The organism is Nonomuraea solani (assembly GCF_900108335.1).
Classification (GTDB): Bacteria; Actinomycetota; Actinomycetes; order Streptosporangiales; family Streptosporangiaceae; genus Nonomuraea; species Nonomuraea solani.
On sequence record NZ_FNVT01000023.1, the window covers coordinates 123,809 to 148,596 of the forward strand.

Annotated in this window: 22 protein-coding genes; 1 reads left to right on the forward strand and 21 read right to left on the reverse strand. The window is 71.7% G+C overall.

The window, feature by feature from the left end; genetic code table 11:
• The first annotated feature begins 166 nt into the window (after positions 1 to 166).
• Complete coding sequence (locus tag C4V41_RS49925; RefSeq protein ID WP_103963143.1) at positions 167 to 1,156, forward strand: metallophosphoesterase family protein; 990 nt, start codon at positions 167 to 169, stop codon at positions 1,154 to 1,156.
• Between the two features lie 2 nt (positions 1,157 to 1,158).
• Here the strand turns inward: C4V41_RS49925 and C4V41_RS49930 are convergent, their stop codons facing one another.
• The 21 genes from C4V41_RS49930 to C4V41_RS50035 all read right to left on the reverse strand — a co-directional run.
• Entirely contained in the window at positions 1,159 to 1,740 is a 582-nt protein-coding gene (locus C4V41_RS49930) for an alpha-ketoglutarate-dependent dioxygenase AlkB (protein WP_103963114.1), read from the reverse strand.
• 345 nt (positions 1,741 to 2,085) lie between these two features.
• On the reverse strand, positions 2,086 to 2,709 hold the full coding sequence (locus C4V41_RS49940) for a response regulator transcription factor (RefSeq protein ID WP_103963115.1): 624 nt from the start codon (positions 2,707 to 2,709) through the stop codon (positions 2,086 to 2,088).
• A gap of 144 nt (positions 2,710 to 2,853) precedes the next feature.
• Complete coding sequence (locus tag C4V41_RS49945; protein WP_103963116.1) at positions 2,854 to 3,978, reverse strand: sensor histidine kinase; 1,125 nt, start codon at positions 3,976 to 3,978, stop codon at positions 2,854 to 2,856.
• Between the two features lie 69 nt (positions 3,979 to 4,047).
• Positions 4,048 to 4,686, reverse strand: coding sequence for a response regulator transcription factor (locus tag C4V41_RS49950; RefSeq protein ID WP_103963117.1), 639 nt, complete (start codon positions 4,684 to 4,686; stop codon positions 4,048 to 4,050).
• The gene (locus C4V41_RS49955) at positions 4,683 to 6,053 is read right to left on the reverse strand and encodes a sensor histidine kinase (RefSeq protein ID WP_103963118.1); all 1,371 of its coding nucleotides are present in this window, start codon (positions 6,051 to 6,053) and stop codon (positions 4,683 to 4,685) included. The genes C4V41_RS49950 and C4V41_RS49955 overlap by 4 nt, the downstream gene beginning before the upstream one ends.
• Positions 6,032 to 6,814: an ABC transporter permease gene (locus C4V41_RS49960; RefSeq protein WP_103963119.1), complete on the reverse strand. Its 783-nt coding sequence runs from the start codon at positions 6,812 to 6,814 to the stop codon at positions 6,032 to 6,034. The genes C4V41_RS49955 and C4V41_RS49960 overlap by 22 nt, the downstream gene beginning before the upstream one ends.
• On the reverse strand, positions 6,811 to 7,716 hold the full coding sequence (locus C4V41_RS49965; RefSeq protein ID WP_103963120.1) for an ABC transporter ATP-binding protein: 906 nt from the start codon (positions 7,714 to 7,716) through the stop codon (positions 6,811 to 6,813). The genes C4V41_RS49960 and C4V41_RS49965 overlap by 4 nt, the downstream gene beginning before the upstream one ends.
• The gene (locus C4V41_RS49970; RefSeq protein ID WP_103963121.1) at positions 7,713 to 8,057 is read right to left on the reverse strand and encodes a hypothetical protein; all 345 of its coding nucleotides are present in this window, start codon (positions 8,055 to 8,057) and stop codon (positions 7,713 to 7,715) included. The genes C4V41_RS49965 and C4V41_RS49970 overlap by 4 nt, the downstream gene beginning before the upstream one ends.
• A gap of 17 nt (positions 8,058 to 8,074) precedes the next feature.
• Entirely contained in the window at positions 8,075 to 8,389 is a 315-nt protein-coding gene (locus C4V41_RS49975; protein ID WP_103963122.1) for a hypothetical protein, read from the reverse strand.
• A 106-nt stretch (positions 8,390 to 8,495) separates the two neighbouring features.
• Complete coding sequence (locus tag C4V41_RS49980) at positions 8,496 to 9,857, reverse strand: SagB/ThcOx family dehydrogenase (RefSeq protein ID WP_103963123.1); 1,362 nt, start codon at positions 9,855 to 9,857, stop codon at positions 8,496 to 8,498.
• A complete protein-coding gene (locus tag C4V41_RS49985; protein ID WP_103963124.1) occupies positions 9,854 to 12,106 on the reverse strand; it encodes a TOMM precursor leader peptide-binding protein in 2,253 nt (750 codons plus the stop codon). The genes C4V41_RS49980 and C4V41_RS49985 overlap by 4 nt, the downstream gene beginning before the upstream one ends.
• A gap of 58 nt (positions 12,107 to 12,164) precedes the next feature.
• A complete protein-coding gene (gene lanM / locus C4V41_RS49990) occupies positions 12,165 to 15,320 on the reverse strand; it encodes a type 2 lanthipeptide synthetase LanM (protein ID WP_103963125.1) in 3,156 nt (1,051 codons plus the stop codon).
• A 1-nt stretch (position 15,321) separates the two neighbouring features.
• On the reverse strand, positions 15,322 to 17,904 hold the full coding sequence (locus C4V41_RS49995) for an ATP-binding cassette domain-containing protein (protein ID WP_103963126.1): 2,583 nt from the start codon (positions 17,902 to 17,904) through the stop codon (positions 15,322 to 15,324).
• Entirely contained in the window at positions 17,901 to 20,066 is a 2,166-nt protein-coding gene (locus tag C4V41_RS50000) for a cysteine peptidase family C39 domain-containing protein (protein ID WP_103963127.1), read from the reverse strand. Before C4V41_RS50000 ends, C4V41_RS49995 begins: the two co-directional genes overlap by 4 nt.
• Positions 20,059 to 20,763 (reverse strand): hypothetical protein, encoded by a 705-nt coding sequence (locus tag C4V41_RS50005; protein WP_103963128.1) that lies wholly within the window; start codon positions 20,761 to 20,763, stop codon positions 20,059 to 20,061. Before C4V41_RS50005 ends, C4V41_RS50000 begins: the two co-directional genes overlap by 8 nt.
• Complete coding sequence (locus C4V41_RS50010) at positions 20,760 to 21,065, reverse strand: putative TOMM peptide (protein ID WP_146104091.1); 306 nt, start codon at positions 21,063 to 21,065, stop codon at positions 20,760 to 20,762. The genes C4V41_RS50005 and C4V41_RS50010 overlap by 4 nt, the downstream gene beginning before the upstream one ends.
• 86 nt (positions 21,066 to 21,151) lie before the next feature.
• Positions 21,152 to 21,442, reverse strand: coding sequence for a hypothetical protein (locus tag C4V41_RS50015; RefSeq protein ID WP_146104092.1), 291 nt, complete (start codon positions 21,440 to 21,442; stop codon positions 21,152 to 21,154).
• A 109-nt stretch (positions 21,443 to 21,551) separates the two neighbouring features.
• A complete protein-coding gene (locus C4V41_RS50020) occupies positions 21,552 to 22,331 on the reverse strand; it encodes a hypothetical protein (RefSeq protein ID WP_146104093.1) in 780 nt (259 codons plus the stop codon).
• Between the two features lie 211 nt (positions 22,332 to 22,542).
• Positions 22,543 to 22,878: a hypothetical protein gene (locus C4V41_RS50025; RefSeq protein WP_103963132.1), complete on the reverse strand. Its 336-nt coding sequence runs from the start codon at positions 22,876 to 22,878 to the stop codon at positions 22,543 to 22,545.
• A 187-nt stretch (positions 22,879 to 23,065) separates the two neighbouring features.
• Positions 23,066 to 23,332, reverse strand: coding sequence for a hypothetical protein (locus C4V41_RS50030; protein WP_200824782.1), 267 nt, complete (start codon positions 23,330 to 23,332; stop codon positions 23,066 to 23,068).
• Between the two features lie 100 nt (positions 23,333 to 23,432).
• The coding region (locus C4V41_RS50035) for a non-reducing end alpha-L-arabinofuranosidase family hydrolase (RefSeq protein WP_103963133.1) at positions 23,433 to 24,788 on the reverse strand (1,356 nt) is incomplete at its 5' end.

Below are 24,788 nucleotides of genomic sequence, written 5' to 3' on the forward strand. Positions count from 1 at the left end.
TGTGCACGCACGTCCAAGAATGGCCGCCCGGCGGTTCGCCGTCGTCATCCGGCAGATGGCCTCGTACGTACGCGCGGCGTCGTAGTCACCGAGCCGCGTACTACACCCGTACCAGGAGTGCGATATTCGATTGCCCGCCGCACCGGCCTCCCCCTACGGTCGCCACGTGCTGCGTACCGTCATCGTCGGCGACATCCATGGTTGCTTCGACGAACTACTCGAACTGCTGGAGAAGGCCGACCTCCACCCGGACGACCTGCTGGTCAGTGTCGGCGACCTGGTCGATCGCGGCCCGGCGCCCGGCGAGGTGGTCGGGCTCTTTCGCGAGCGCCCGAACTCGGTCGTGGTCATGGGCAACCACGAGCGCAAGCACGTACGCGGGATCTTCTCCTACGCGCAGGAGATCACGCGCCTGCAACTCGGCGACCGGTACGCCGAAACGGTCGAATGGATGCGGACACTGCCGTACCACTTCGAGAACGAGCACGTCCGCGTCGTCCACGCCGCGCTGCTGCCCGAGATCGCACCGGCCGACCAGAAAGAGGAGATCCTCTGCGGCTCGACCAGCGGCGAGCGCGAACTCGCGGCGCTGTTCCCGGACAGCCATTGGCACGACCACTACACCGACGCCAAACCGGTCGTGTTCGGCCACCATGTGACCGGGCATGAGCCGATGATCCGCGACGGCCGGATCTTCGGCCTGGACACCGGCGCCTGCCACGGCTGGAACCTGACCGCGCTGTCCGTGCCGGATTTCACGATCCATCAGGTGCGGGCGCACGCGGATCACTGGTCGATAGCCAAGCGCCGCTGGCAACTGCCCGTACTGAAGACCAAGCCCTGGTACGACCTCACCTGGCCGGAGCTGACCCGGATGATCGAACGCTTCTCCTCGGCTCCCGAAGCGGGCCGCTGGCTGGAGGCGGTCGCGGGCTGGGCCGCGGAACTGCGGTCGTCGATGCCCGCCCTCGCGGCCGCGGCCCATCGCGCCGCCGCCGAGCTCGCCCCGGACGAGCTGCGCCGGCATCCAGCGGCCTCGTATCTGTTCCAGGCCCGTGAAGGCCGGCTCGACCTGGTCAAGCGATGCCCGACACCCCGCAGAACGATCGACCTGGCTGCCACCTTGGGACTGCCTCTGCCCGAACTGCCGGACTGAGGTCAGGCGACGGTACGGAAGGTCACGGACACCCGCCGTCCACGCGGAACACGGCCGACTGCGGCGGGGTCGCTTTTGCGCGCGGCGATGCTGTGCCGCCAGGTGTAGCGGGCCGGGCCGGTCATCACGCACAGGCTGCCCGGCGCCAGCGGAACCTCCACCTTGGTGCCGTCAGAGGGGTGCGTGAAGTCCATGACGCAGGCGGACCCCAAGGAGATCGCGGCCACGACCGGGCCGAAGCACGGCACACAGTCGACGTGCGCGCTGATGCCCTGCCCCGGCTGGTACTCGTTGATGATCACCTGGTCCGCCTCCGCCTCCATGAGCCCTTCGCTGACCAGGCGCGCGGCGTATTGTCCGGCCCAGTTCGGGATCGGCGGGGCGGGGGAGACCTGGGCGTCTCGCGTCACGCTTCGGCGGCCGTAGTCGTAGCGGTGACCGTAGTGCTGCACTCGGCGCCGTAACTGCGCCGACCATGGGGCGTCGTCGATGGCGGAGAGCAACGTCGCGCAGGAGTCGGAAGCAAGCCAATCGGAGACGTAGTGCAATCCCGGCACCAGCTGATGGCGAGGCTCGAGGGGCATGACGGAACATTATCGACACGAACGCATGTTCGCCTCGTGGATCGGCCAGGCGCAGGAGATAGGTGGCCGATTGGGGAGAGGGGGGTTCGGTGGCCGGGTGGGGGCGGGGCGGGCGATCGGTCGGGTGGTGGCGGAGGCCGGGTGGTCGGTCAGGGGCGGGAAAGGTCGGTCTTGGTTGAGCGGGGAGGTGGCTGGTGTCGGTCGGGTGGTCGGGCGGGGGTGGGGGAGGTCGGTGTTGGTTGAGCGGGGAGGTGGTTGGTGTCGGGCGGGTGTGGGAGGTGGTCGGTGGCTGATCAGGGTCGGGAGGTCGGTGTTGGTCAGGTGGGGGAGTCGGCGGGTGGGTGGTCAGGTGGGGCGGAGGGCTTCGATCCAGCCTGATTCGACGGCGATGCGGACCGCGTCCGTCCTGTTGCGGGCGCCCGTCTTGGTGATGACGCTGGAGATGTAGTTGCGGACCGTCGCCGTCGACAGGTGCAACTCGGCTGCGATCTCGCCTGTCGTGGCTCCCGAGCCGACCAGTCCCAGCACGTCCGCCTCCCGGTCCGTGAGCGGGGTCGTCGTGGCACTCATCGCGGCCAGAGCCAGGGTGGCGTCGATCACCCGCTCGCCCTGGTCGATCCTGCGGATGCTCTCGGCCAGCCGCTCCGTCGGCGCGTCCTTGAGCAGGAACCCGCTCGCCCCCGCGTCCATCGCCCGCCGCAGCAGGCCGGTGCTGGCCAGGCCGGTGAGGATGAGGACGCGGCAGGCCGGCATGGCCCGCCTGAGGCGGCGGGTGGCCTCGACGCCGTCGGTGCCCGGCATCTCGATGTCGATGACGGCCACGTCCGGGGTGCACGCGAGGGCTTGCGGGACCACCCGGTCGCCGCGGCCGGTCTCGCCGACGACCTTGATGTCGCCGGTGAGGTTCAGCAGCGCGGTCAGGGCGCCTCTGACGACGCCGTGGTCCTCTGCGAGCAGGACGCGAATCACCGGTGACCACTCTCCCGGTCATGTACGGCGGGCGACCACTCCCGCGCTTCGAATGCGAGTAGGGCGCGAATCACCGGTGACCACTCTCCCGGTCATGTACGGCGGGCGACCACTCCCGCGCTTCGAATGCGAGTAGGACGCGAATCACCCGTGACCACTCTCCCGATCATGTACGGCGGGCAGCCACACCCGCACCTCGAACCCACATTCCCCCGTGGCCTCAGCCTCCAGGGAGCCGCCCAGGCGCTCCACCCGGCGGCGCAGGCCGGCGAGGCCCGAACCGGAACGTGAGCCCGTTTCGGGGCGGGCACCGTCGTTGCGCACCAGCAGGCGGATACGCCCGTCCAGCTTGTCCAGGTCGATCAGGCAGCGCCGGGCGTCGCTGTGTCTGACGATGTTCGTGGCCGCCTCGCGTACCATCCAGCCGAGTGCGTCGCCGATCTCCTCGTCGATCTCCTTGAAGCCCAGGCGCAGATCACAGTCGGCGCCGGTGAGCTCGATCAGCGCGACGGCCGCCGACAGCTCCGCGCCCAGGTTGAGCGAGCGCTTGGCCGCCACGACGTCGCCGATCTCGTCGCGCGCCTCGACCGCGATGGCGATCGTTCCCTCCAACTCCTCGGCCGCCCGTTTCCGGTCCACGCCGACCAGGGCCAGGGCCAGTTCCGTCTTCAGGGTGATCGACGTCAGCGTCTGGCCGAGCAGGTCGTGCAGTTGCCCGGCCAGGCGCAGCCGGTCCTGGTCGACGGCCATCTCGGCCAGGGCGACCCGTAGCTCGCGCAACTCCCGTACGAACCTCGCGTAGTGCACGATGCCGGCCGCGACCACCGCGGCGACGAGCACGCCTGCGCTTCTCTCCAGCGGGGGAACGGCTATGGGGGACGCGAACGTCAGCGGATATTCGGCGGCGGCCACGACCAGGAGCACGCCGATGCCGTACCGGAAGGGCAGCAGGAGCAGCCCGGCGGTGGCGACGATGAGCGGCGTGTAGACCCAGACGGACCCCTGGAACGGGATCGCCCCGTAGACGACGACGGCGAACAGCAGGAAGGTACGCGCCCGGTGCGGCCCCTGGCTGGTCCCGGCTATGTGCCGGGCGACGATCCTGGCGTACACCACGAGCAGCCCGCCGAGCAGCACGACCGCCAGCAGGGCACGGAAGAGGTCACCGGTGATCAAGAAGGCGAGCGGAGTGAGCCCCCACAGCGCGCCGGTCGCCGCGACGACGGCCGTGGTCAGCCACCTGACCTGAGCTTCACTGTCCTGCGCCACAGGCGGACTCCCCTTTTGCCCGGAAGCTGGTGATTCCGTAATGATCGTGACGCCTTCCCTGCCCGGGAATCAACTCCCCGCGGGCACCGATCCGTCGTCCAGCCACCGGTTGGCCCGCGCGATGCGTACGGCCTCCTCGTCGGTACGGGCGCCCGTCTTCAGGCGGGCGGCGGCGAGGTAGTTGTTGATCGTGTGGGCCGACAGGCCCAACGTGCCGCGCAGGTCGCTGCCCCGCCGGCCGGCCGCGAGCGCCGACAGCACGGCGATCTCCCGCGCGGTCAGCGGATTGGTGTTGATCTCCTGCTCGCCGCCGTCGGCGGCCACGTCGAAGTCGATGTAACGTTCGCCCCTGGCCACCACCCGGATGGCGTCGGTGAGCCGGTGCGCGGGCGCGTCCTTGACCAGGAAGCCGCGCACCCCTGCTGCCATCGCGCGATCGAAGTTGCCGGGCGTGCCGACGCTGGTGAGGATGAGCACCGGCGGCGGCTGCTCCAGCTCCTTGATCAGGCCCGCCGCCTCCAGGCCGTCGATGCCCGGCAGCCCGATGTCCAGCAGGGCCACGTCCGGCTTGGAGCCGACGACGGCGGGCACGATCTGGTCGCCCCTGGACACCTCCTCGACCACGCGGATGTCCCGTTCCTCCGACAGCAGGGCGATCAGCGCGCCTCTGATGAGGTCGTGGTCCTCCGCGATCAGAACTTTGATCATCTCCGGTCTCCTGTTGCCGAGGTGAGTGCGGCCGCCGTCATGGGACGGCCGGGAACGTACAGCGACAGCGTGAACCAGCCGTCTTCGGTGTGTCGTCCGCAGCTCCCGCCCACCTGCGCGAGCCGCTCGTCGAGCCCGGCCAGACCGCTCCCGCCCACGGACGATTCGGACTCTGCCAAGGTTCCGGCCCCGCCCACGGATCCGGCCTCGCCGAAGACTCCAGCGGCATCGACGGCGCGATCCCCGTCGAAGGCGCGCTTCCCGTCGGTGGCGCGACCCCCGTCGAAGGCGCGCGTCCCGTCGGCGGCGCGATCCCCGTCAACGGTGCGATCCCCGTCAACGGTGCGCTTCCCGTCGGTGGCGCGACCCCCGTTGGCGGTGCGGACGCCGTCGTTGGCGACCGTTACCGTGACCCGGTCGCCGTCCGGCTCGACGCCGAGCAGGCAGACCGTGGCGTCGCTGTGGCGCAGCAGGTTGGTGGCCGCCTCGCGGACCGCCCAGGCCAGCGCCACGCGCACCTCCGGCGGCAGCGACGGCGGCAGCTCCGCGAAGTCGCACCGCACGCCGGCCGTCTCCAGCACACGGCGCACCCCGCTCAGCTCCCTCTCCAGCGACATCTCCCGATAGCCCTTGACCACCGCCCGCACGTCGTGCAGCGAGCGCCGCGCGATGTCGTGGATCTCCGTCAGCTCCCGGCGCAGCCGCCCGATCTCCTCGGGCGGGATCCGGGTGCCCAGTTCGGTACGCATGGCGATGACCGACAGGTTGTGCCCCAGTACGTCGTGCAGCTCGCGGGCGAACCTGAGCCGCTCTTCGGCGATGGCGAGCTTGGCGGCCTCCTCACGGGTGCGCTGCAACTCGGCGAGCAGGGTCGCGAAGATCGTCAGGCCGGCCAGCGCGCCGGCCGTGAGCAGGTTCTGCAGGGACCCGAACAGCACCCAGCTCAGGTCCGGCGAGGCCGGCAGGACCAGCCCGGCGGCCAGTGAGGCGAAGAACCCCGCCGCCGCCCACCGCCCCCGCAGCGTGACCGCGAAGGCGAGCGGCAGCATGAACCCGACGCTCAGCCAGGTGGGCCCGGCGGCGAACGGTACGGCGAGGGCCGCCGCGCACATCCCGCCCAGCACCACCAGGTCCCACCGGGAACCCAGGTCGAGCACGGCCCGTACCACCAGCCACAGGTAGCAGCCGGTGAGGCCGATGATGAGGACGACCGCGGTGGCGGCCCGGGCGGCGGGGGAGGAGCCGAGCGCCTCCGCCAGCGGCACGGCGGCGAAGGCCGCCATGCCGACGACGAAGACCCCGGCCGTGACGCGGGCCAGCCGTACGGTGCCCGGCCCGACGCCCCTCAGCCTCTGCGAGGCTCCCACTTGAACCACCTCTTCGCGGCGAGCAGCGACAGGACGAGCCACGCGGCCAGGACGAGCCACGCCGGCCACATGACCAGAAAGCCCTCAAAGACCCCCACCGCGTGCCCCGCGAGGTCCCGCCCCAGATAGGCGATGCCGATCCCCTCGGCCAGCCGCCCGAACGGGAGGAAGGAGGAGACGGTGCGCAGCCAGTCCGGGAACGCCGAGACGGGGTAGGCGAACCCGGACAGGCCGATGGCCAGCAGCAGGAACGGCAGGCTCACCACGACCGTTGAGCCCTGCGCCGGGATCCTGCCGCTCACCGCGACCGCCATCGCGGCGAACACCGCCAGCCCGAACAGCACCGTGACCACCAGCAGCGCGGGGTTGGCCGGCAGCTCGACCCCGTGCACCGTCCGGGCGATGCCGACGATCAGCACGAGCTGCAGCAGGCCGACCGACAGCACGGTGAGGATCTCCCCGCCGAAGATGGCGAGGTCGGGCAGCTCCGTACCGCGCAGCCGCTTGAGTATCAGGAGCTGCCGCCGGATGACGAAGGACTCCATCAGCGTCATGAAGCCCAGGATGGCGACGCCCATCACGATGACGCCGGTCATGATGGCGACCTCCACCGGCGCCCCGTCCCTGGTGCCGCCCGGCAGCATCATCGGCATCAGCCCGCCGAACAGGACGGGGAAGAACAGGGCGACCCCGACCGACATCGGGGTGCGCCAGAACAGCTTCTGGGTCAGCCGGAAGTGCGCGAACGTATAGGCGGTCATGTCGTGACCTCCTGCGCGATGTCCAGGAAGACCTCTTCGAGCGTGGCCTGCCGCACGTCCAGGCCGCTGACCCGCACCCCGCGCACCTGCGCCCACCCCAGTACGGAGTGCGCCACCGACTCGGGCTCGGCGGTCAGGATCACGCACTGCCGGCCGGTCACGGTGAGGGTGTCCCGCTCGCCCACCGGCAGCCCTTCGGGCGAGACGCCGCCGGGCAACTCGAAGGCGACCCGGCCGGAGCCCCGGCCCAGCACCTCGGACATCGTGCCCTGGGTGACGATCCGGCCCTTGTCCATGATCGCCACCCGGCCGGCGAGCTCCTGGGCCTCCTCCAGGTAGTGCGTGGTGAGCAGCACCGTCATCCCGCCCGCCGCGAGCTCCCCGACCAGGTCACGGACCCTGTGGCGGGCCTCGGGGTCGAGCCCCGTGGTCGGCTCGTCGAGGAACAGCAGGCCGGGCCGCCCGAGCGTGGCCAGCGCGATGTCCAGCTTGCGCCGCTCGCCGCCGGACATCCGCTTGACCCGCGTCCCGGCCTGGCCGGACAGCCCCACCAGCGCCAGCGCCTCGGCCACCGGCCTGGCGCCGGTGGTGAACCTGCTCCAGGCGGTCACCGTCTCGGCCGCCGACAGGTCGCCGAACAGCCCGGACTCCTGCAGCACCAGGCCGATCCTGGAGCGCGGGGCATGGCGGCCCGCCGGGTCCTGGCCGAACACCCGCACGGTGCCCTCGGAGGGAGTGAGGTAGCCCTCCAGGATCTCGATCGTGGTGGTCTTGCCTGCCCCGTTCGTGCCGAGGAGGGCGAACACCTCGCCCTCGCGGACGTCGAAGGAGACGCCGTCCACGGCGGTGAACCGGCCGTAGCGTTTGCGGAGCTCCGAGACCTCGATCACCGGCTCGCTCATTGCGTGTCCGGCGGGAACGGGTACGGCTCCCCGATGGTGGCGGCGGCGCTGACCTCGTCGCCGATGGGGACGCAGCAGCTCAGCGAGCTGACCGTGGACGCCGTGCCGACCGTGGAGCCGGCGGCCGACTCCAGCTCGGTGATGTCGAACTCGCCCTCCGGCCTGGGCGGCAGCGGCGGGGTGGGCACCCCTTCCGGGTAGGCGATGCCGTAACGGCTCAACTGGACTCGGGGCTCGCTCTCGTAGCGGCCACGAAGGCCGTCGTCCTGCCAGGCCGCCGCCACCAGCCTGGCGAACTTCCTGCGGTCCTCGTCACCCAGAACGTACGTGCTCTCAGCCATTGGAAAAGTCCCTTCTGTCAGTACGTGTCGCCGGCCGTCGAGGGGACGCTCGGCCCGCAGTAGGAGGTGGCCGTCATGACGGTGCTGACCGAGGAGGGCGCGGAGGAGCCGGCCGCCGACTCCAGGTCGGTGATGTCGAACTCGCCGTCCGGCTTGGGCGGCAGCGGCGGGGTGGGCACGCCCTGCGGGTAGGCGATGCCGTACTGGCTCAGCAGGGCCCTGGGCTCGGCCTCGTAGCGGTCGCGCAGGTCGCCGTCCTGCCAGGCCGCCGCCACCAGCCTGGCGAACTTCTTGCGGTCCTCGTCCCCGAGAATGTAGATGCTCTCGGCCATCGCGGGCCTCCTTCTTCAAAAGGTGATCGGGCCTCTCCCCAGCCACGATCCCGGCTGCGGGCGAGGGCGGGCAGATGCAGACGACACCGGCCACCCATGACGGACATCACGAATCGGACCCCGCGGGGGAGCCGCCGATGAGGAAGTCCCCGACCGACGACTCGGTCGCCCAGTCGAGGCCGAAGGCGCGGGCGGCCAGGTCGGCGTCGCCGCTGCCGAGACCGCAGGGCGCCAGGCCCATCGCGGTGGCCACCAGGTAGAGGGTCTGGTAGAGCGCACCGGCGGTCTTCAGCGTGGCGGCGTAGGCGATCCCGGAGTACTTCCACGACATGCGCTGGAAGCGCGAGGTCATGGTGATCAGCACGTCCGGATCGGCCGCTCCGCCCGTGGCGAGGCTCGCCGTGGACAGCATCGCCCGCGCGTCCTCGGGCCTGGCGGGCAGGGTGATGAGCCGGTGGCCGAGCGGGTCGTAGTAGTAGAGGCCGCCGTCCAGCCCCTCGCACCGGGCGACGGTCAGGTACAGCTCCAGCTCGTAGACGGCGCCACCGCCCGGGTACGGCCTGCTGCTGGCCTGGTACGGCGCGCCGGGCTGCGGTTCGAAGACGTGCCTGACCCGGGCCGCCCGGTAGAGCAGCTCGCCGAGTTGCCGGACCGTCGGCGCGGAGGCGTACCGGCGCACCGACCTGCGCGACTCCAGCACGGTGGTGAACGGCGGGTCGGCTGCGGCGGCCTCCTCCAGGGAGGGCCGGTACAGCTCCACGACGGCGCCCTCGGGCGGCCGCTTGGTCACCGGTTCCGGCGGCGTCTCGTCCACGAAGCGATAGGTCGCGCCGAACGGCTGGTCGTGCCGCCCCAGCCTGCTCCTGGAGTGGAAGAGCAGGTCGTGGAAGTCCCACCCGCGCAGCGCCGGGTCGCGTTCCTCGGCGTCGTCGGCGACGGCCATGCCGGCGGCGACGAGGTGGCCGAGCGCCTCGGGCGCCTCCTTCACCATCACAGGGCGGCCGAGCGCCGCGAGCAGCGGCATGGCGTCCTCGGTGAGCGTGACGCGGTGCCGGGACAACGGGGACTCCAGGACGAGACCCAGCTCCGACCTGCGGAGGAACGCGAACCTCGACAGCCGCACCGTCTCCTCGGAAGCCAGGCGGGGAAGCTCGAACCGGGCCTCGCGGGCGATGGGCGTCACCCGCAGCAGCGGCTCGACCGCGTGGACGAGGACCGGGCGCAGCCGGGACAGCGTCAGGTAGAGCAGGGCGGCGTCGTGGCTGGTGCCGCCCGCCGCGAGGAGCCGCTCGGCCAGCTCGTCCTCGCCGGCCAGCGTGCCGGGCAGCTCGCGCAGCAGCGACTCGATGGACGGCGGCAGACCGCGCAGGCCGACCACGCCGAACGGTTGCGCGATGGTCAGCACGCCGTCCGCCGACTCGACCACGGCATCCTCGTGCAGACCGACCATGGGCATGGGGACGGTCATAGGAACATCGTGATGGGGTTCATCCGCTCCTCCGGGGTGGGTTCGGCGAGCCAGCCGAGCCGTACGGGCACGTCGTAGAGGCGGCCGGGGGCCAGCCGCCGCCAGAAGTGGCGCATGCCGGGCACGATGACCTTGACGACCGGCAGGCCGATGTCGGGCCTGGTCTGGTCGAGCACGAGCATCTCCATCCCGCGCTCCTCGACCAGCGCGCGGGCCGCCTCGACGTCGTCGAGCAGGTCGGTGGTGGCCGGCCGGTCGTAGGCGGACGCGGGCACGGTGACCGCGGTGGGCGACAGGTACGGATGGTCCGCCACGCGCCCGTTCTTCCACCAGTCGACCTGGTCCCGCTCGGGGAACCGGTACCGGGTCACGCCGTCCGGGCCGACGTCGATGACCGCCGGGATGAACTGGTTCAGCTCGGCCAGGGCGCGCTGGACGGCGATGCGCACGTCGAAGTGGGCGCCGAAGGCCATGAGGATGTCCTCGGACGGCCCGTCGACCCGCCGGCTGATCGCGGCGGCCACCGGGACGCCGAGGTCGTTGGTGAGGTCGAGCACGTGCAGGTCACGCCCCAGACCGGCGTAGACCTCCTGGAACTCGGCCATCCACGGGTCGGCGAAGCTCGCGAGGTCGAAGGCGGGCCGGCGCACGCGGTTGTACCACCACACGGCCACCGCGTCCCGCTCGACGAGCTCCATGAAACCCTGCACGACGGCGTCCTCCAGGGAGGAGCCGGCCGCGTTGCCGTTGGAGTCGGCCCAGGCGTAGAGCGGGCCGGTGGAGTGCGGGTCGTTGTAGTAGTAGTAGAGGTAGCCCGTGGGCAGATACTTGTGCCGCCGCTCGGTCAGCGACCACACGGGCGTCCACTCGATGGCGGCGTCCTCGTCGAGAGGGTCGTTGACGAAGGAGTAGGGGGAGCTGGAGCGCAGCTCCAGGCGGGTGCGATATTGGCTGTCGCTGTAGAGCGAGCAGGTGTTCGGGTGCACGGCGTCCGCGCCGAGCTCGCGCAGGCTCGCCCGGCGCCTGGACTCGTCGCCCTGGAAGACGCCCGAGTAGCGTTCCATCGCCTCGCACATGGCGCTGACCTTCGCCTGCAGGTCGGTCATGCCCTTGCCGGCGCTCTGCGTGCGCAGCCCCTTGCGCAGCGAGGCGAGGTCGCGGACCTCCCGGGAGAAGTTGTGCCCGGCCATGTACGCCTTGACGAAGGGCACCCCGGTGCTCATCCTGGCGAGTTCGCGGATGACGCCGGTGACCGGGCTGACCAGGTGGGCGTACCGTTCGGCGGTGTCCTCAGGGTGCCGTGACCGGTGGCCCCCGTCGGCGGTGAACGTCTTCGGCCGCGAGCGCGGCTCGACCGGCGACTCCGCCGCCGCGGCCATCAGCCCGGCGTCGCCGCACGCGGGGCACTGTGGCCGGCGGCGCAGCTCGTGCCGGACGGCGCCGAGGTTCATGGTGTCGAAGGTGACCACGTCGCGCTGTTCCGGGTTCCGCATCCCGGCCAGCCATTTGACGGCCTCGGCCGCGACGAGCCGCACGCCCGCGTCCCGGGTCAGCGGCAGGTCGGCGGCGGGCAGGGCCAGCGGCCGGCCGCTGCGCAGCCGGTCCTCGATGTAGGTCAGCGACTGCCGGTGCCCTTCCAGCCGCTGCGTCAGGCACCGCCAGCAGCCGCCGTCACCGGCCCCGGGCTGGAAGACGGGCCCCAGCCAGAGGACGGGGCCGGTCGTACGGGCCAGCAGCCACGGCCGCCCGTCCGCCAGGTGCCGCCGGTTGATCTCGGCCAGCTCGCCTCGCAGATAGTCGTCGGCCAGCACGATGGTCAGCGCCGCATCCTCACCGGTCACCTCCACCCCTTCGGCGGCCAGCAGGTCACGTAACTCCTCGGCCGGCACGTCACCGACGGTGATCAGCTCGGCCCGGCCGCCGCGCACCGCGCCGGCCGCCTCCTGCGCCTCCAGGCCCGCCATCTCCCAGTACGCGGCCGTACCGCGCTCCAGGTCCTCGGTGACGTCCACCACCAGATCACGCTGCTTGAGCGTGTGCAGCACATAGAAGACGTTCTCCGGCGGAACCTCCGGCTCCACCGCGACCAGGATGTCCTGGACGGTGTGCTTGCCGTCGAGCAGACCGGCCACCGCCTCGATCGACCGGCCGGAGAGCACATGGGTGTCCCGCTCGGAGATCAGGTAGACCCCTTCTCCCTCGATGACCTCGACCCTGAGATGGCGGCGGAAAGATGGTCGGGCGTCCATGGCAGTCCTTTCAGTACACGAATCAGGGCACGAGTCAGTACACGAATCAGGGCACGCATCAGTGCACGAGACGTAGCGAGGCGACCTGGTCGTCGGCGAGCCGGAGGAGGGTGAGCCCCGCCGCGGCGAGCCCGTCGGTGGCGGACAGGGACAGCCGGTCGGCGCGCCGCCGGTCGGCGAACCAGCGGCCCGTGTGGTCGCGGCGGCGCAGCAGCTCGGCGGCCAGCCCCCCGGCGGCGCGCTCCAGCGCCGAGTCGCCGGTCAGGCGGGCGGTGTGCAGCGCCACCTCGGTGTCCACGACGAGCCGCGCGCAGGAACGTGCCGCGTCGGCCGCGCAGTATCTGGCCACGCGTTCCCGCAGGTCACCGGGCACCTCGCCGGTGAGCAGGTGGGCGGTGGCGACGGCGGCGAGCAGCGAACCGGGCGTGTCGAGGGCGAACCGGTGCGCCAGCAGCGGCGCGGAGGCGGAACCCAGCGCGGCCGCGCTGACGGCCAGCGCCCACACCAGCCCGTCCTGCCCGGTGGGCACCCCGTCGAGCGCGGCCAGACCCGGCGGGTACGGCGACGCGCCCGTGGCGCCCAGCTCGGCCAGCAGTTCCTCGTGCAGCCGTACGACGAGCGCCTCGGCCGCCGGGACCGTCACCGGGGAGGCTTCGCGCAGTTTGTGCAGGGCGAGCAGCAGCCCGGCCCGGCCCAGCACGGGCTCGGCGGAGGTCGGCAGGGACAACTGCTCCTCGGCGAGCGGCACCAGCGCGGCCGCCCGCTCCACGAGCCGGGTGTCGCCCAGCGTGTGGCCGCAGCGGCTCAGCGCGTAGATGGCCGAGCCGAGACCCACGAACGCGCCGACCGGCGCGAGGGTCCCGCACATCCGGCGGTAGACGGTCGACCGGGTGGACAGGGCCGCGAACTCGGCCGAGGCGTCCAGCGCGTCCTGCGCCGCCGTCCAGTGACCGGGGGCGCCGGTGTTGGCGTACAGCTCGGCGAGGAAGACGGCCAGGCCGGCGGTGCCGGTGAGCAGGTCGCCTTGCAAGGGTTCGATCTGGTCAAGCCCGTGCGCGGGGTAGGTGACCACGCCGATCCAGCCGGACCGCTCGCCCGCGGGGCCCGGGAGCGGGACGGCGGCGTCGAGCACCTCGCCGGCCAGCTCCCCGGCGCGGGCGAGCAGCACCTCGGCCTCGGGCTCCGCCCGCCGGCCCGACAGGTCGTAGACGTACTGGCCGATCTCGCGGATCGTCCGGGGCCGCGGCCCGGGGCCGGGGAACGAGGCGGGCAGCTCCCTCGCGCCGGTGAAGTCCAGGCAGGTCTCCAGCACGGCGAGGTGTTCGTCCACCGGGAACCCCGCCAGGTCGGCGACGCGGTCCTGGAGCCGCTGCCAGGCCGTGCCCGAGAAGTGCCCGGGAATCTCGACGCCGTCGGGGGTGAACACCGAGTCCGATCCCGGCCTGGAGACGAACAGCGGGACGTCCATCCGGCGGAACGCGTCGATCTCCTGCTCGACGATCTCCAGGATGTCCTCGCGCCCCGGGTCCCGCCGCAGCGTCTCGCGGGCGCTGCGGAACAAGTGGGCCAGGGTGACCTCCCTGGCCATCCCGTCGATCAGCGCCCCCGGGCTCAGGCTCATGCCGAGCAGTTCGACGCAGTCCCAGGTGCTGCGCCAGATGTAGCGGACCGGCGCGTCCTGGAGCAGGGCGAGCGGGCCGCGGGCGTCGGCCAGCAGGGTGCGGTTGCGCAGCAGGCAGTCCTGCATCAGCCGGTATCCCTCGGCCACCTCGTCGGCGTAGCGGCTCGGGTCGGCCAGCTCGCCCGCGCCCCACGTCGGCCGGTACGGCGGCGCCTCCCAGCCGAGCGGATAGCCCGTGGAGTTGAGGGCGACCTGCTCCTGCAGCCCGGCCATGCAGCCGATGTCCTGCGCCTGGACGCCGCCCGCGATCACCCGGGGAAAGCTGATGACGGCGGTCTTGGCCACCGTCTCCTCGACCTTCCCCCACAGGGACCTGATGCGGTCGCCGATCAGGGCGGGCTTGCTGATGCGGGCCTGGAGCACGTTCTCCAGGTCGATGAAGACCGGGGTGTCCCCCTTGGCGACCAGGTTGTCGGCCCACAGGTCGCGGCACTCCAGGAACTGGGCGAGCCTGGCCAGCATGCCCAGGCGCGTGTAGTAGCGGCGGACGCCGTCCTCGCCGGCGGCGGGCTCGGAGGTGACGTACTCCTCCCAGCCGTAGCCGTCGCGCAGGACGACCGCGCGGGTGTGCAGGGGGAGCGGCAGCCCGTGGTTGTTCAGCAGGGTGCACACGTCCATCAGCCCGACCACCGAGCGCAGGTCCTTCGGCTTGTAGACGACCCGCTCGCCCGAGGCGAAGGTGAGCAGCGTGACCACCCGGCCATGGTTGTGCGGGTCTCCCGAGTCGCCCGAATAGCCCGTGACCGGGCCGGGAGCGGTCCAGCCCCACAACGTCCTGCGCAGCTCGGGCAGGTCGGCGTTCAGCCGGTCGAACAGCTCGTGGACGACGCGCCGCCACTGCAGGCAGACCACGCCCATGACGTAGGCCAGCCCCGGCAGTGTCTCCAGCCGGTCGAGCCAGCCGGACTGGCTGACGTCCAGGCCCGGGCTCTGCAGCCACGCGGACACGTCGTTGGCGGTGCCGTTGAGCTGCGCCTCGAACGCGAAACCGGAGAAGCAGACCTGCGTCAGGCGCTCGATCAACTGGCCCGCGAGGTCCTCGCACGCCTCGGGCGTGACGGGCACGCCGCGTACCTTGCCGTCCTTGATGTCCACCAGCCGGTTGACGGCGCGCCTGAACGCCACGAACGGGGAGCCGGGCCGCCCGGACGCGGGGTCGGCCGCGGCCGTGGGCGGCTGGGCGAGCAGGAAGTCCACCAGGGCGTAGCCCCAGTCGGGCAGTCTGCGCGGGTCGGCGAGCCGCACGTCGATGAGCCCGGCCCCGAGGTCGCGGCCCGAGCGCCTGCGGTGCTGCAGCAGCGCCCGCTTGGCGTCCTCGTCGTCGCCGACGGCGGCCTTGAGCCAGCGTTTGGTACGTTCGGACGCCTGACGCGGGCCACGCCCCGCCACCGGGACGAAGAACTCTCCCGACACCCGCTCGGGAAAGGGCGCGGCGGCGGCGAGCACGGCCATCAGCCGTTCGTCCCCGCCCGGGACCGCGAGCAGGCTCTCACCCTGCGCTTCGGCGAATCCGGCGTGAACCGAGAGCGTCATCTCAGACCTCCTGTCGGCGGACCATGCGGGCGAAGAGCCGGCTGTCGTCCATCAGCTCCTCGAAGGGGCCGTCGGCGACGACCCTCCCCTGGTCGAGTACGTAGATCCGATCCGCCGACCTGATGGTGCTCAGCCGGTGCGCGATCACGATCCGGGTGATGTCCAGCTCGGCGATCCGCCGGCTGACCAGCGCCTGCGTGTGGTTGTCCAGGGCGCTCGTCGCCTCGTCGAGGATGAGGATCCGCGGGCGCTTGACCAGCGCTCTGGCGATGAGCAGCCGCTGGAGCTGGCCGCCCGAGAAGGACGCGTTGTCCTCCCCGACGATGGTGTGCAGGCCCATGGGCATCGCGGCGATGTCGCCGTCCAGGTCGGCGAGGCGGGCCGCCCGCCAGGCGTCCTCCTCCGTCGCGCCCGGCACGTCGCCGATGATGTTCTCCAGGATCGAGCCTCTGAGCACTCTGGCCTGCTGCATCACTACGCCGACCTGGGCGCGTACCCGGCGCAGGTCGAGGTCGCGCAGGTCGCCGCCGTCGTAGAGCACCTGGCCGGTACGGGGCGCGTCGAAGCCCAGCAGCAGCCGCACCAGCGTGGACTTGCCCGCGCCGGACGGGCCCGCGACCGCGACGAACTCGCCCGGCCTGAACACCATCGACACGTCGTCGAGGATCCGCATCGCGGTGCCGGGATAGGCGAAGGAGACGCCGCCGAGCCGGACCAGCCCGCTCAGCTCGCCGGGGTCCTTCGCGCCCGGCGACGTCTCGGGCGCCCGCTCCAGCACCGGGCGCAGCCGCTCGAACCGGGGCAGCAGGGCGAAGGCCGCCTCCACCGCCCGGTTCATCTGGCCGAGCGCGAGCACGAACTGGCCGAGCGCCACGGCGGCGATCACGAAGGACGCCGCCGGGACGCCCAGGGTCAGGCCCGTGAAGGCGAGGACCAGGAGCAGGATCGGCTGCGCCGCGGCGCCGATCGCCGCCGAGACCGCCCGCTCGCGCTGGGCCGCGGCGACCGCGCGCTGCTGGGTGGCGAACAGCCGGGACCACAGCCCGAACACCTGGGCCTCCCGGCCCGCGACATGGATCTTGTCGATCGCGCCGAGGCACGCGTACAGGAGGGAGTAGACCTTCCCGTACTGCTCGTGCATGACCAGCTCGTGCCGCTGCTGACGGACCGCGCGCCCGGCGAGCACGGCCAGCAGCGCGCCGACCCCGCCCAGCGCGGCCAGGGCCAGCCGCCAGTCCACGGCGACCAGCGCCAGCAGGCCGAGCAGCGAGAACATGCCGCCGAGCAGGGAGTTGACCGCGGCCTCGCCGAGCGCCTTGCGCATGTCGGCGACGGCGTTGGCGCGCTGGACCAGCTCGCCGGTGCTGTACTGGTTGAAGAACGGCAGGTCGAGCGAGACGAGGTGGCCCCAGACGGCGGGTTCGAGCCGTTCCTGGAGCCGTCCGTGGACGCGTACGAGCACCGAGTTGCGCACGGCGAGGAGCAGGGTGCTCGCGCACACCATGGCGGCGATGACCACCGCGATCCAGATCGTCGCCGGCCGCTCGGCGGGGTCGGCCGCCGAGCTCAGGAGGCTGAAGGTGAACAGGGGGACGCCGAGCGCGAGCAGCGCGGCGCCGCCGCCCGCCCCGAGGAGCCAGGCCAGCTCCCTGCCCGCGCCGCGCAGGCCGAATCTGAGCAGCGCCAGGGGAGAGGTGAGGTCGTCGCCGAGCGGCGGATAGATCTGCCAGGCGTCGGGTTCGAGGCCGGCGGCCACGGATTCGGTCACCCGGCACGGGTCCCCCACCGGGTCGGCGCTGCGGTAGCCGCCCCGGTGGGGGAGGAGCGCCACCGGCCGCCCGCCCTCCCGGGTGAAGCCGATCATGGGAACGGTGGCCTGGCGCCACCACCGTCCCTCCAGGCGCACCCGCCGGTGCCTGACCCTGGCGGCGTCCAGCGCCGCGCCGAGCGGGTCGGCAGAGGTGGGGGAGGTCTCTCCTACGGTGAATCCGCAGTGGTCGCCGAGCGTCTTGACCACTTTCGCGGCGTGCTCGGCGGTCGTCCTGGGCCGGTCGGGGGTGGGCGGCGTGCCGGCGGCGACCGCGACGTCGGCGAACGAGCGCCGGAGCGTCTCGCTCGTGGCCGTCACCCTGGCCGCGCGCCAGTTGTCCCGGTCGGCCTCCTCCGCCTCGGCCAGCAGCAGCACCTGCTCCAGCGCCCCGCGATGCAGCGCGCGCAGTTCGCGCTCGCCCGGCGGGTCCTCCGCCGCGCCGGGGCGGCGGCGGGAGGTGCCGTCCTGCTGGAGGCGGCGCGCCCAGGCCGACAGCGCGGCGGCGTCCCTGCGGACACGGCGCACGGACGTACCGTCGGCCGGGGAGGCCAGCACGGTGTAGCCGCGCGGCAGGTCGGTGGCGGCGAAGCCGTGCATGAGCTGCCCGCTCTCCACCCGGACGACGCGGCGGCGGGGCCCCCGGCCGTCCACCGGCGACAGCAGCACGTCGACGAAACCGCTGACCACGCGCCAGCAGGCGTAGGGGTCGATGAGCTCGATCTCGCTGACGGGGTAGCCGTCCGTGTCACTCTTGCTGACGGGCTTCAGGTTCATGCCGCTTCCTCGACGAGCGTGCGGTAGAGACCGGGCTCGGCGATGAGCTCGGCGTGCGTGCCCCGCTGGACGACCTCGCCGCGGTCCAGGACGAGGATCAGGTCGCTGTCGCGCACGGTGCTGAGCCGGTGCGCGATGACCACGCACGTGCAGCCCCTGGCCTTGAGATTGGCGTCCACCAGGGCCTCGGTCTCCGCGTCGAGTGCGCTGGTGGCCTCGTCCAGGACCAGCACCGAGGGCGCCAGGGCCAGCGCCCGGGCGATCTCCAGGCGCTGCCGTTCGCCGCCCGACAGGTTGCGGCCGCGCTCCTCGACCCAGCCGCCCGACAGCCCGCCCCTGCGGTGGACCACGTCGGCGATGCAGGCGTCGCCGACCGCTCTGCGCAGCCGGTACGCGGGTACCGTCGGGTCCCACAGCGTGAGGTTGTCGGCCACCGTGCCCTCGAACACCTGCAGGTTCTGCTCCACGTAGCCGATCGAGGTGGACAGCGTCTCCCTGGGCGTCTCGTCCCTGGGCACGCCGTCGAATTTGATCTGCCCGGACCACGGCATGACCGCGCCGGTGAGCAGCCGGGCGACCGTGGACTTGCCGCTGCCGGTACGGCCGACGATGGCGATGCGCCGGCCGGGCTCCGCGCGCCACGACAGCTCCTTGATCACCGGCCCGTGCTGGCGGTCGTACCCGAAGGTGACCCGGTCGAACTCCACCGCGCCGCGCAGGCCGCCCGCCCCTTCGGGAGTGCGGGGCGGCTCGGCGTGCCGGGGGTCGGGCTCGGCGCACAGCGCGTCGTCGAGCATGCTGGTCTGCGCGAACGCGATCTGCGCCTCGGCGCCGATCCCGACCAGGGACGACATGGGTACGAGGAAGGCGCCGATGAGGAGCTGGGCCGCGATGACGGTCTCCATCGTGATCTCGCCGCGGGCCATCAGCACCGCCCCGGTGATCACCATGGTGGCCCCGGCGAGCGAGCCGAGCGCGGCCGGCACCACCATCAGCGCCTGCGTGATCCGCATCAGCTCCTGGGCCGCCGACATGGCGCGCGCCGACAGCCCCGCCCATTTGGCGAAGAACCAGCCCTCGGCGCCGTCGGCCTTCAGCGACTCGGCCATCGAGACGCCGTTGAACGCCATGCTGTCCCTGCGGTGCTCGTCGAAGATGAACCGCTGCTGGTGCGGGGCGGTACGTCGGCTGACCGCGCGCATCGCCACCAGGTTGACCGCCCCCAGCAGCACGGCGACCGCGGCGAAGGCCGGGTGGAAGGCGAACAGGATCGAGCAGTGCACCACCATGGTCAGCAGGGCCGCGATGGTGGTGGCGACCCGGTCCGACAGCAGCAGGGCCAGCCCGGCGCCGAAGGACGTCCTGGTCACCAGGCCGCCGGTCTGCCGCCGGTGGAAATGGTCGCCGGGCAGCCTGAGCAGCCGCCACACGTACCGGCCTGACAGGTCGGCCGCCATCGCCATCTGCACGGCGCCGAGCAGCCGCTGCTGCGCCCATGTGCCGGCCAGGGTGAAGCCGACGCAGCCGAGCAGCCCGAGCAGCACGGGCACGGACCAGGCCGCGCCGCCGTCGACCAGCACCTTGCCGAGCAGGACCCGGGTCAGCAGCGCGGTGACCGCCGCGGGCAGGGCCAGCATGAACGCCATGAGGCCGACGGCGAGCAGCGTGGACAGGTACGGCCGCACCTTCGCCAGCGCCGAGCGGGCCATCGGGAACCGCGGCCCTCCCGGGGCGAAACCCTCACCAGGGCGCGGCACCAGCACGATCCCGCTGAAACGCTGCCGGAACTCCTCTCTGCTCAGCCGGATCCTGCCCACGGCGGGGTCGTTGAGATAGGCCCACCGCTTGCGCATGCCCTCCAGCACCACGTAGTGGCGCTGGTCAACGAAGATCATCGAGGGGACGGGGAAGCTCTCCAGGGCGTCGGCCTCCACCCGGAAGCCGCCGATCGTGAAGCCGTACTCCTCGGCCGCCGCCTTGAGCCCGGCTCCGGTGAGCCCGTCCCTGCCGACCCCGCAGCGTTCCCTGATCTCGTGCAGGGGAACGCGCAGACCGTGGAAGGCGAAGATCGTGCTCAGGCAGGCGGGCCCGCAGTCGGCGTCCTCCATCTGCGGCCGGCGCTCGGTGCGGACCGGCCGCGGCCTGGTGGTGGTCTCAGCCACGACGGCCTCCGGCGAACAGGGCGTCCACGGGGCGGACGACGGCGACGGTGATCTCCCCGGAGACCGGGGTGAGCGTGGCGCCCGGCCAGGCCGGCCGGTCGAGGTCGACGGTCACCAGATGCCGCCCGTCCACTTTCAGCGCTTCGCCGAACAGCTCTTCCGAGGCCGGGTACGGTTCCACCGCGCTCACCCGGCCGCGCACGTTCGCGCCGCTCAGCGTGACGGTCTGGCCAGGGGCGAGCGCGCCGATCCGGTCCCGGTCGACCAGGAGCAGCGCCCGCAGGGGGCCGGTGACCGGGTCGACGGCCGCGACGGCGCCGCCGGCGGTCAGCGTGGTGCCGGGGGCCGCCGCGCGCAGCACCCGGCCGCTCGCCGTGCCCGTGACGACGTGCTCGCGTCCCCGCCCGTCGGCCAGTACGGCCAGCGGGGTCGCGGGGGTCACCTCCTGGCCCACGCGGACCAGGACCTTCGCCACGCTGCCGGCCACGGGGGCGGCCACCGGCACGGGACCGGTGCCGGCCACCAGCACGCCGGTGCCGGTGACCACGTCACGGACCTGCCCCAGCAAGGCCCAGCTCGCCGCGCAGCCCGCGACCAGGATGAGTGCGACCGCGGCGAGCCACGCCTTGGTTCGCACCGTGGAGACGAGCTCGTCGATCCGCTCGCCTCCGGGCGCCTCCACCGCGGTCGTGGTCATCGCAGGGCACCTCTCGGGGTGTAGATGCAGAAGCAGAGGCTGAGCAGGCACGGAGGCGGAGGGGGCGGCGGCACGGCCCCGGCGGAGCCGGTGAGCATCTCGATGACGAGCTCCGTGCCGGGCTCCGGCGGCAGTGCCGGGGCGTCCTGTCCGGCGGCCGGCCGGAGGTCGTACTCGGCCAGGACCGAGAGGGGGTCGCTCTCGTACCGGAGTTTGAAGTCGGTGTCGAGCCATGACCTCGCGGTCAGCTCGCCGAACGCTCTGCGCTGGGTCATGTCCCAGCCGATCGTGTCCACAGTCATCACAGGGCCTCCCGCCGCGGGTGTGTGAGATGCTTTTTCGTGCGGGGTGGTGGACATCTGGACTGCCCACCGCCCCGCCTGGGACTTCAGGCTTGCCGTCCGCCGGAGAAGCAGCCGGTCGGGCAGCTCACGGTGCCGATCGTGCCGAGGGCGCCGCCCGCGGACGATTCGAGACTCTCCAGGTCGATGGCCTGACCGGGGTGTTCGGGCAGGTCGGGCAGGGGCAGCTCACGCGGCCAGTCGACGCCCGCTTCGGTGAGGGCGGCGCGCGGGTCTCGTTCGAACTCCCGCCTGAGCGCCTCGTCGGACCAGGCGCGGGCGACGAATCGGGCGAGCTGCGTCCGTAGGTCGGGGGATATTTCGGGCATTTCAGGCATGAGGTCACCTCTTCGGCGAGGCTCCGGGGTGGCCGCCTACGAGATCCAGATTCGTCATCGGCGGCAAAGGCCGCCAGAAACAACTAACACCGGCGTATCGTGATGTTCGTCATTTCTGGTCATCGGGCTTTTCAGATGGGAGCCGCTGCTCCCGATGCGCGAAACTGCGCATCTCCCGCTGGGACTCGCGAGCCATGTCGAGCATGCGGCCCAGCTCTTTCCTGACCACTTCCGTGTCGCCGTCCACGTCGGCGACGACCCGGCGGCCCTGCTCGGCGATGGCGTCGAGCCGGCTGCCGAGGATGCCCTCCAGTTCGCTCATCGCCCGCGCGCGCTGCGCCGCCACCTCCAGCGCCGCGAACTCGATCCTGGTCGTGTAGAGAAGCCGCGCCGTTTCCGCGAAATGCGTCAGACCCGCCAGGGGAATGGCCGCCACGGAGACGGACAGGGTCCAGGACAGGCCCTCCCAGAGCACGTCCCCGAGCGCCATCGCCTTGATCGTCTCGGCGACGGCCACGAGCAGGAACGCCGGCAACGGGTACGGCCTGGGCAGGATGCCCAGCGCCATCGCGGCGAGGAAGACCCCCGACGCGGCCCACCACTCGCCCAGGAACGGCAGCGGCAGGTAGACCAGGAGCGCCATGATCCCCACCGCCCACCGGTGCCAGGGCCCGCGCGGGCCGGTGCAGCCGGCGGCGATGTAGAGGGCGAGGACCGCGATCGCCAGCACGAGGCCCTCGACGCGGCCCGGTTGCGGGCTCTCGGCGTAGTGCGCGAACGTGGGAATGATCAGGTAGACGGCGAACGCCACGATCGTCGCGCGGCCGAGCCGCACCGCCGGTGGCGTACGGGCCGCCACCCTCGAACCGGGAACCCCAGTCTGAGTCACAAACGGATCATGACAACCGATTTCCGTAAAGGCAACGCGTCACGATGCGTTTTCCCTTTTGGAGGGTTTCCGCACCGGCCACGATCCGCCGTTGTTTACGCGGCCGCCATGTACTCCGGCAGGGCGACACCCGGCGGCGGCGGGCCGCCGGGTGCCACGGCGTGGGCCTGGGGGTGCGACCAGGCCGGACCGCGCCCCCATGGCAGGGTTGCTACTCCGTCACGCTCGCGCCGCAGCCGAACGTGCCGGCGGTGAAGGCGGTGCCGCCGATGGTGCTGACCGAGCTGGCGGAGCCCATGCAGCCGTCGGGCGCCTGCTCGGTGCCGGCCGCGACCTCGAGCTCCTCGACGCTGAACTCGCCGGCGGGCTTCGGGGGCAGCGGCGGCGTGGCCACGCCCTCCGGGTAGGCGATGCCGTACTCGGCCAGCATCAAGCGGGGCTCGCGGCCGTAACGGGACTTCACCTCGTTCTCCGACCAGGCGGCGGCGATCAGCCTGGCGAACTTCTTGCGGTCCTCGTCACCAAGGATGTAGAGGCTTTCGGCCATTGGGCCCACTCTCCTTCCGCCCCGGCTCACAGCCGAGATCCGATGGGAGTGGCAGCGGGCATCTGGACTGCTCGCTGCCCCTTGTCGCACGTCAAGCCTCGCCCGCCACGGCCTTCGCCGGTAGAAACAACTAACACGTACCGACTGTGATGACTGTCATGCCTCCTTCGCGGGTTCGCAGGTGCAGTCACCGCCGAGACGCCCGCAGTGTCGCCGCTGTAGCACCGGTCAGGGCCAGGAGCAGGACGGCCGCCATGAAGACCTGCCCGTGCAGGCCGAGGACGAAGACGGTCCTGCCGGAGAACTCCGGGTCGTAGGTGGCGGTGCCGGGGAACAGCAGCGCGCCGATCATGCCGAGCCACGGCGTGGCCAGGACGGCGGCGGCGAGCGGCAGCGCGTTCCGGCCGCCCCGCAGCGCGAGGGCCGCAACAGCGCCGCGAGCAGGATCCCCCACAGATTCATGTCATTCCTTAGAGGCATTAAGGAAACATAGATGCTCTAAGATGTCAAAAGCGGGGCCCGGATCTTTTTCCGGAGCCCCGCTCGTCAGGCCGTCAGCGTTGCAGGGTCAGCAGGCCCGGCCGGTAGGGCAGGAGGCCGTAGTCGCCGCCGGAGTTGGGGCTGCGGCCTTGGTAGAGCAGTTGGAGGTTGCAGGGGTCGACGGTGAAGGTCTGGTCGGCGCTGGTGCGGATCAGTTCGCCGTGGCTGATGTCGTTGGTCCAGGTGGCGCCGCTGTTGGCCTTGCCGGCGAAGGGGTTGCTCTCGGTGGCGGCCTGGGGTGTCCATGTGCCGTTGAGGCTGGTGGCGGTGAAGGAGCGGAAGTAGCGGCCTTGTGCGCCGATGGCCTCGACGAGCATGAGGTATTTGTTCTGGTTGTGGAGTTTGTAGACCTGGACGGCTTCGAACAGGTTGTTCCTGGTGTCGCTCATGATCACGGTGGAGGTGCTGCCGAAGCTGGCGGGGAAGTTGCCGAGGGGCATGCTGGCCCGGTAGATCCTGCCGTTGTCGCCGGCGAAGAACAGGTACATGTTGGTGCCGTCGCCGATGAGGGTCTGGTCGATGGGCCCGGTGCCGGAGTCGGTGATGCTGCCGGAGAAGAGCACCTGCTGTGCCGACCAGCCGTTCGGGTTGGCCGGGTCGGTGGAGGTGCGGTAGGAGAAGGCGGTGCCGCCCCATTGGTAGGCGAGCACCCAGATGTTCTTGGGGGCGAAGTAGAAGAGTGTGGGGGCGACGGTGGAGTTGGACATGGCGTTCTGGCCGGCGGAGGCCATCTCGGGCCAGTTGGTGAAGAGGCTGAAGTTCATCGAGCCCCATCGGGTGCCGGTGTCGTGGGTGGTGGCGTAGACGAGGTGCCGGCCGTTGTAGGGGGCGACGGTGAAGTCCTTGAGCGAGACCCAGCCCGATTTCGGGGTGGCGAGCTGGCCGGTGGAGGTCCAGCGGTAGGTCGCGGGGAGGTCGCACGGGCCGGGGTTGCCGCCGCCGACCTGGACGAGCTGCCATTGCTGGTTGGTGCCGCCCCAGTCGTCGTATTGGACGATGCCGGCGTTGTCGGCGGTGGAGGCGCCTTGGACCTCCAGGGCCTTGTTGCTGTGGCGGGAGATGAGCCGTACGTGGCCGCCGGCCGAGTCGGCCAGGCGCCACTGCTGGTTGGTGCCGTTGCCGTCGGCCCATTGCACGATGGAGCCGCCGTTGGCGGTGGAGAAGTTGTAGACGTCGAGGACCTTGCCGGAGTGGCGGGACTTGACGCGGTAGTAGCCGCCGCCGGAGTCGACGAACTGCCATTGCTGCTGGTTGCCGTTGTTGCGGGTCCACTGGGTGATACGGCCGCCGTCGGCGGTCGAGGAGTTGTAGACGTCGAGGGCCTTGCCGCTGTTGCGGTTGACCAGGACGTACCAGGCGTTGGTGTCGAC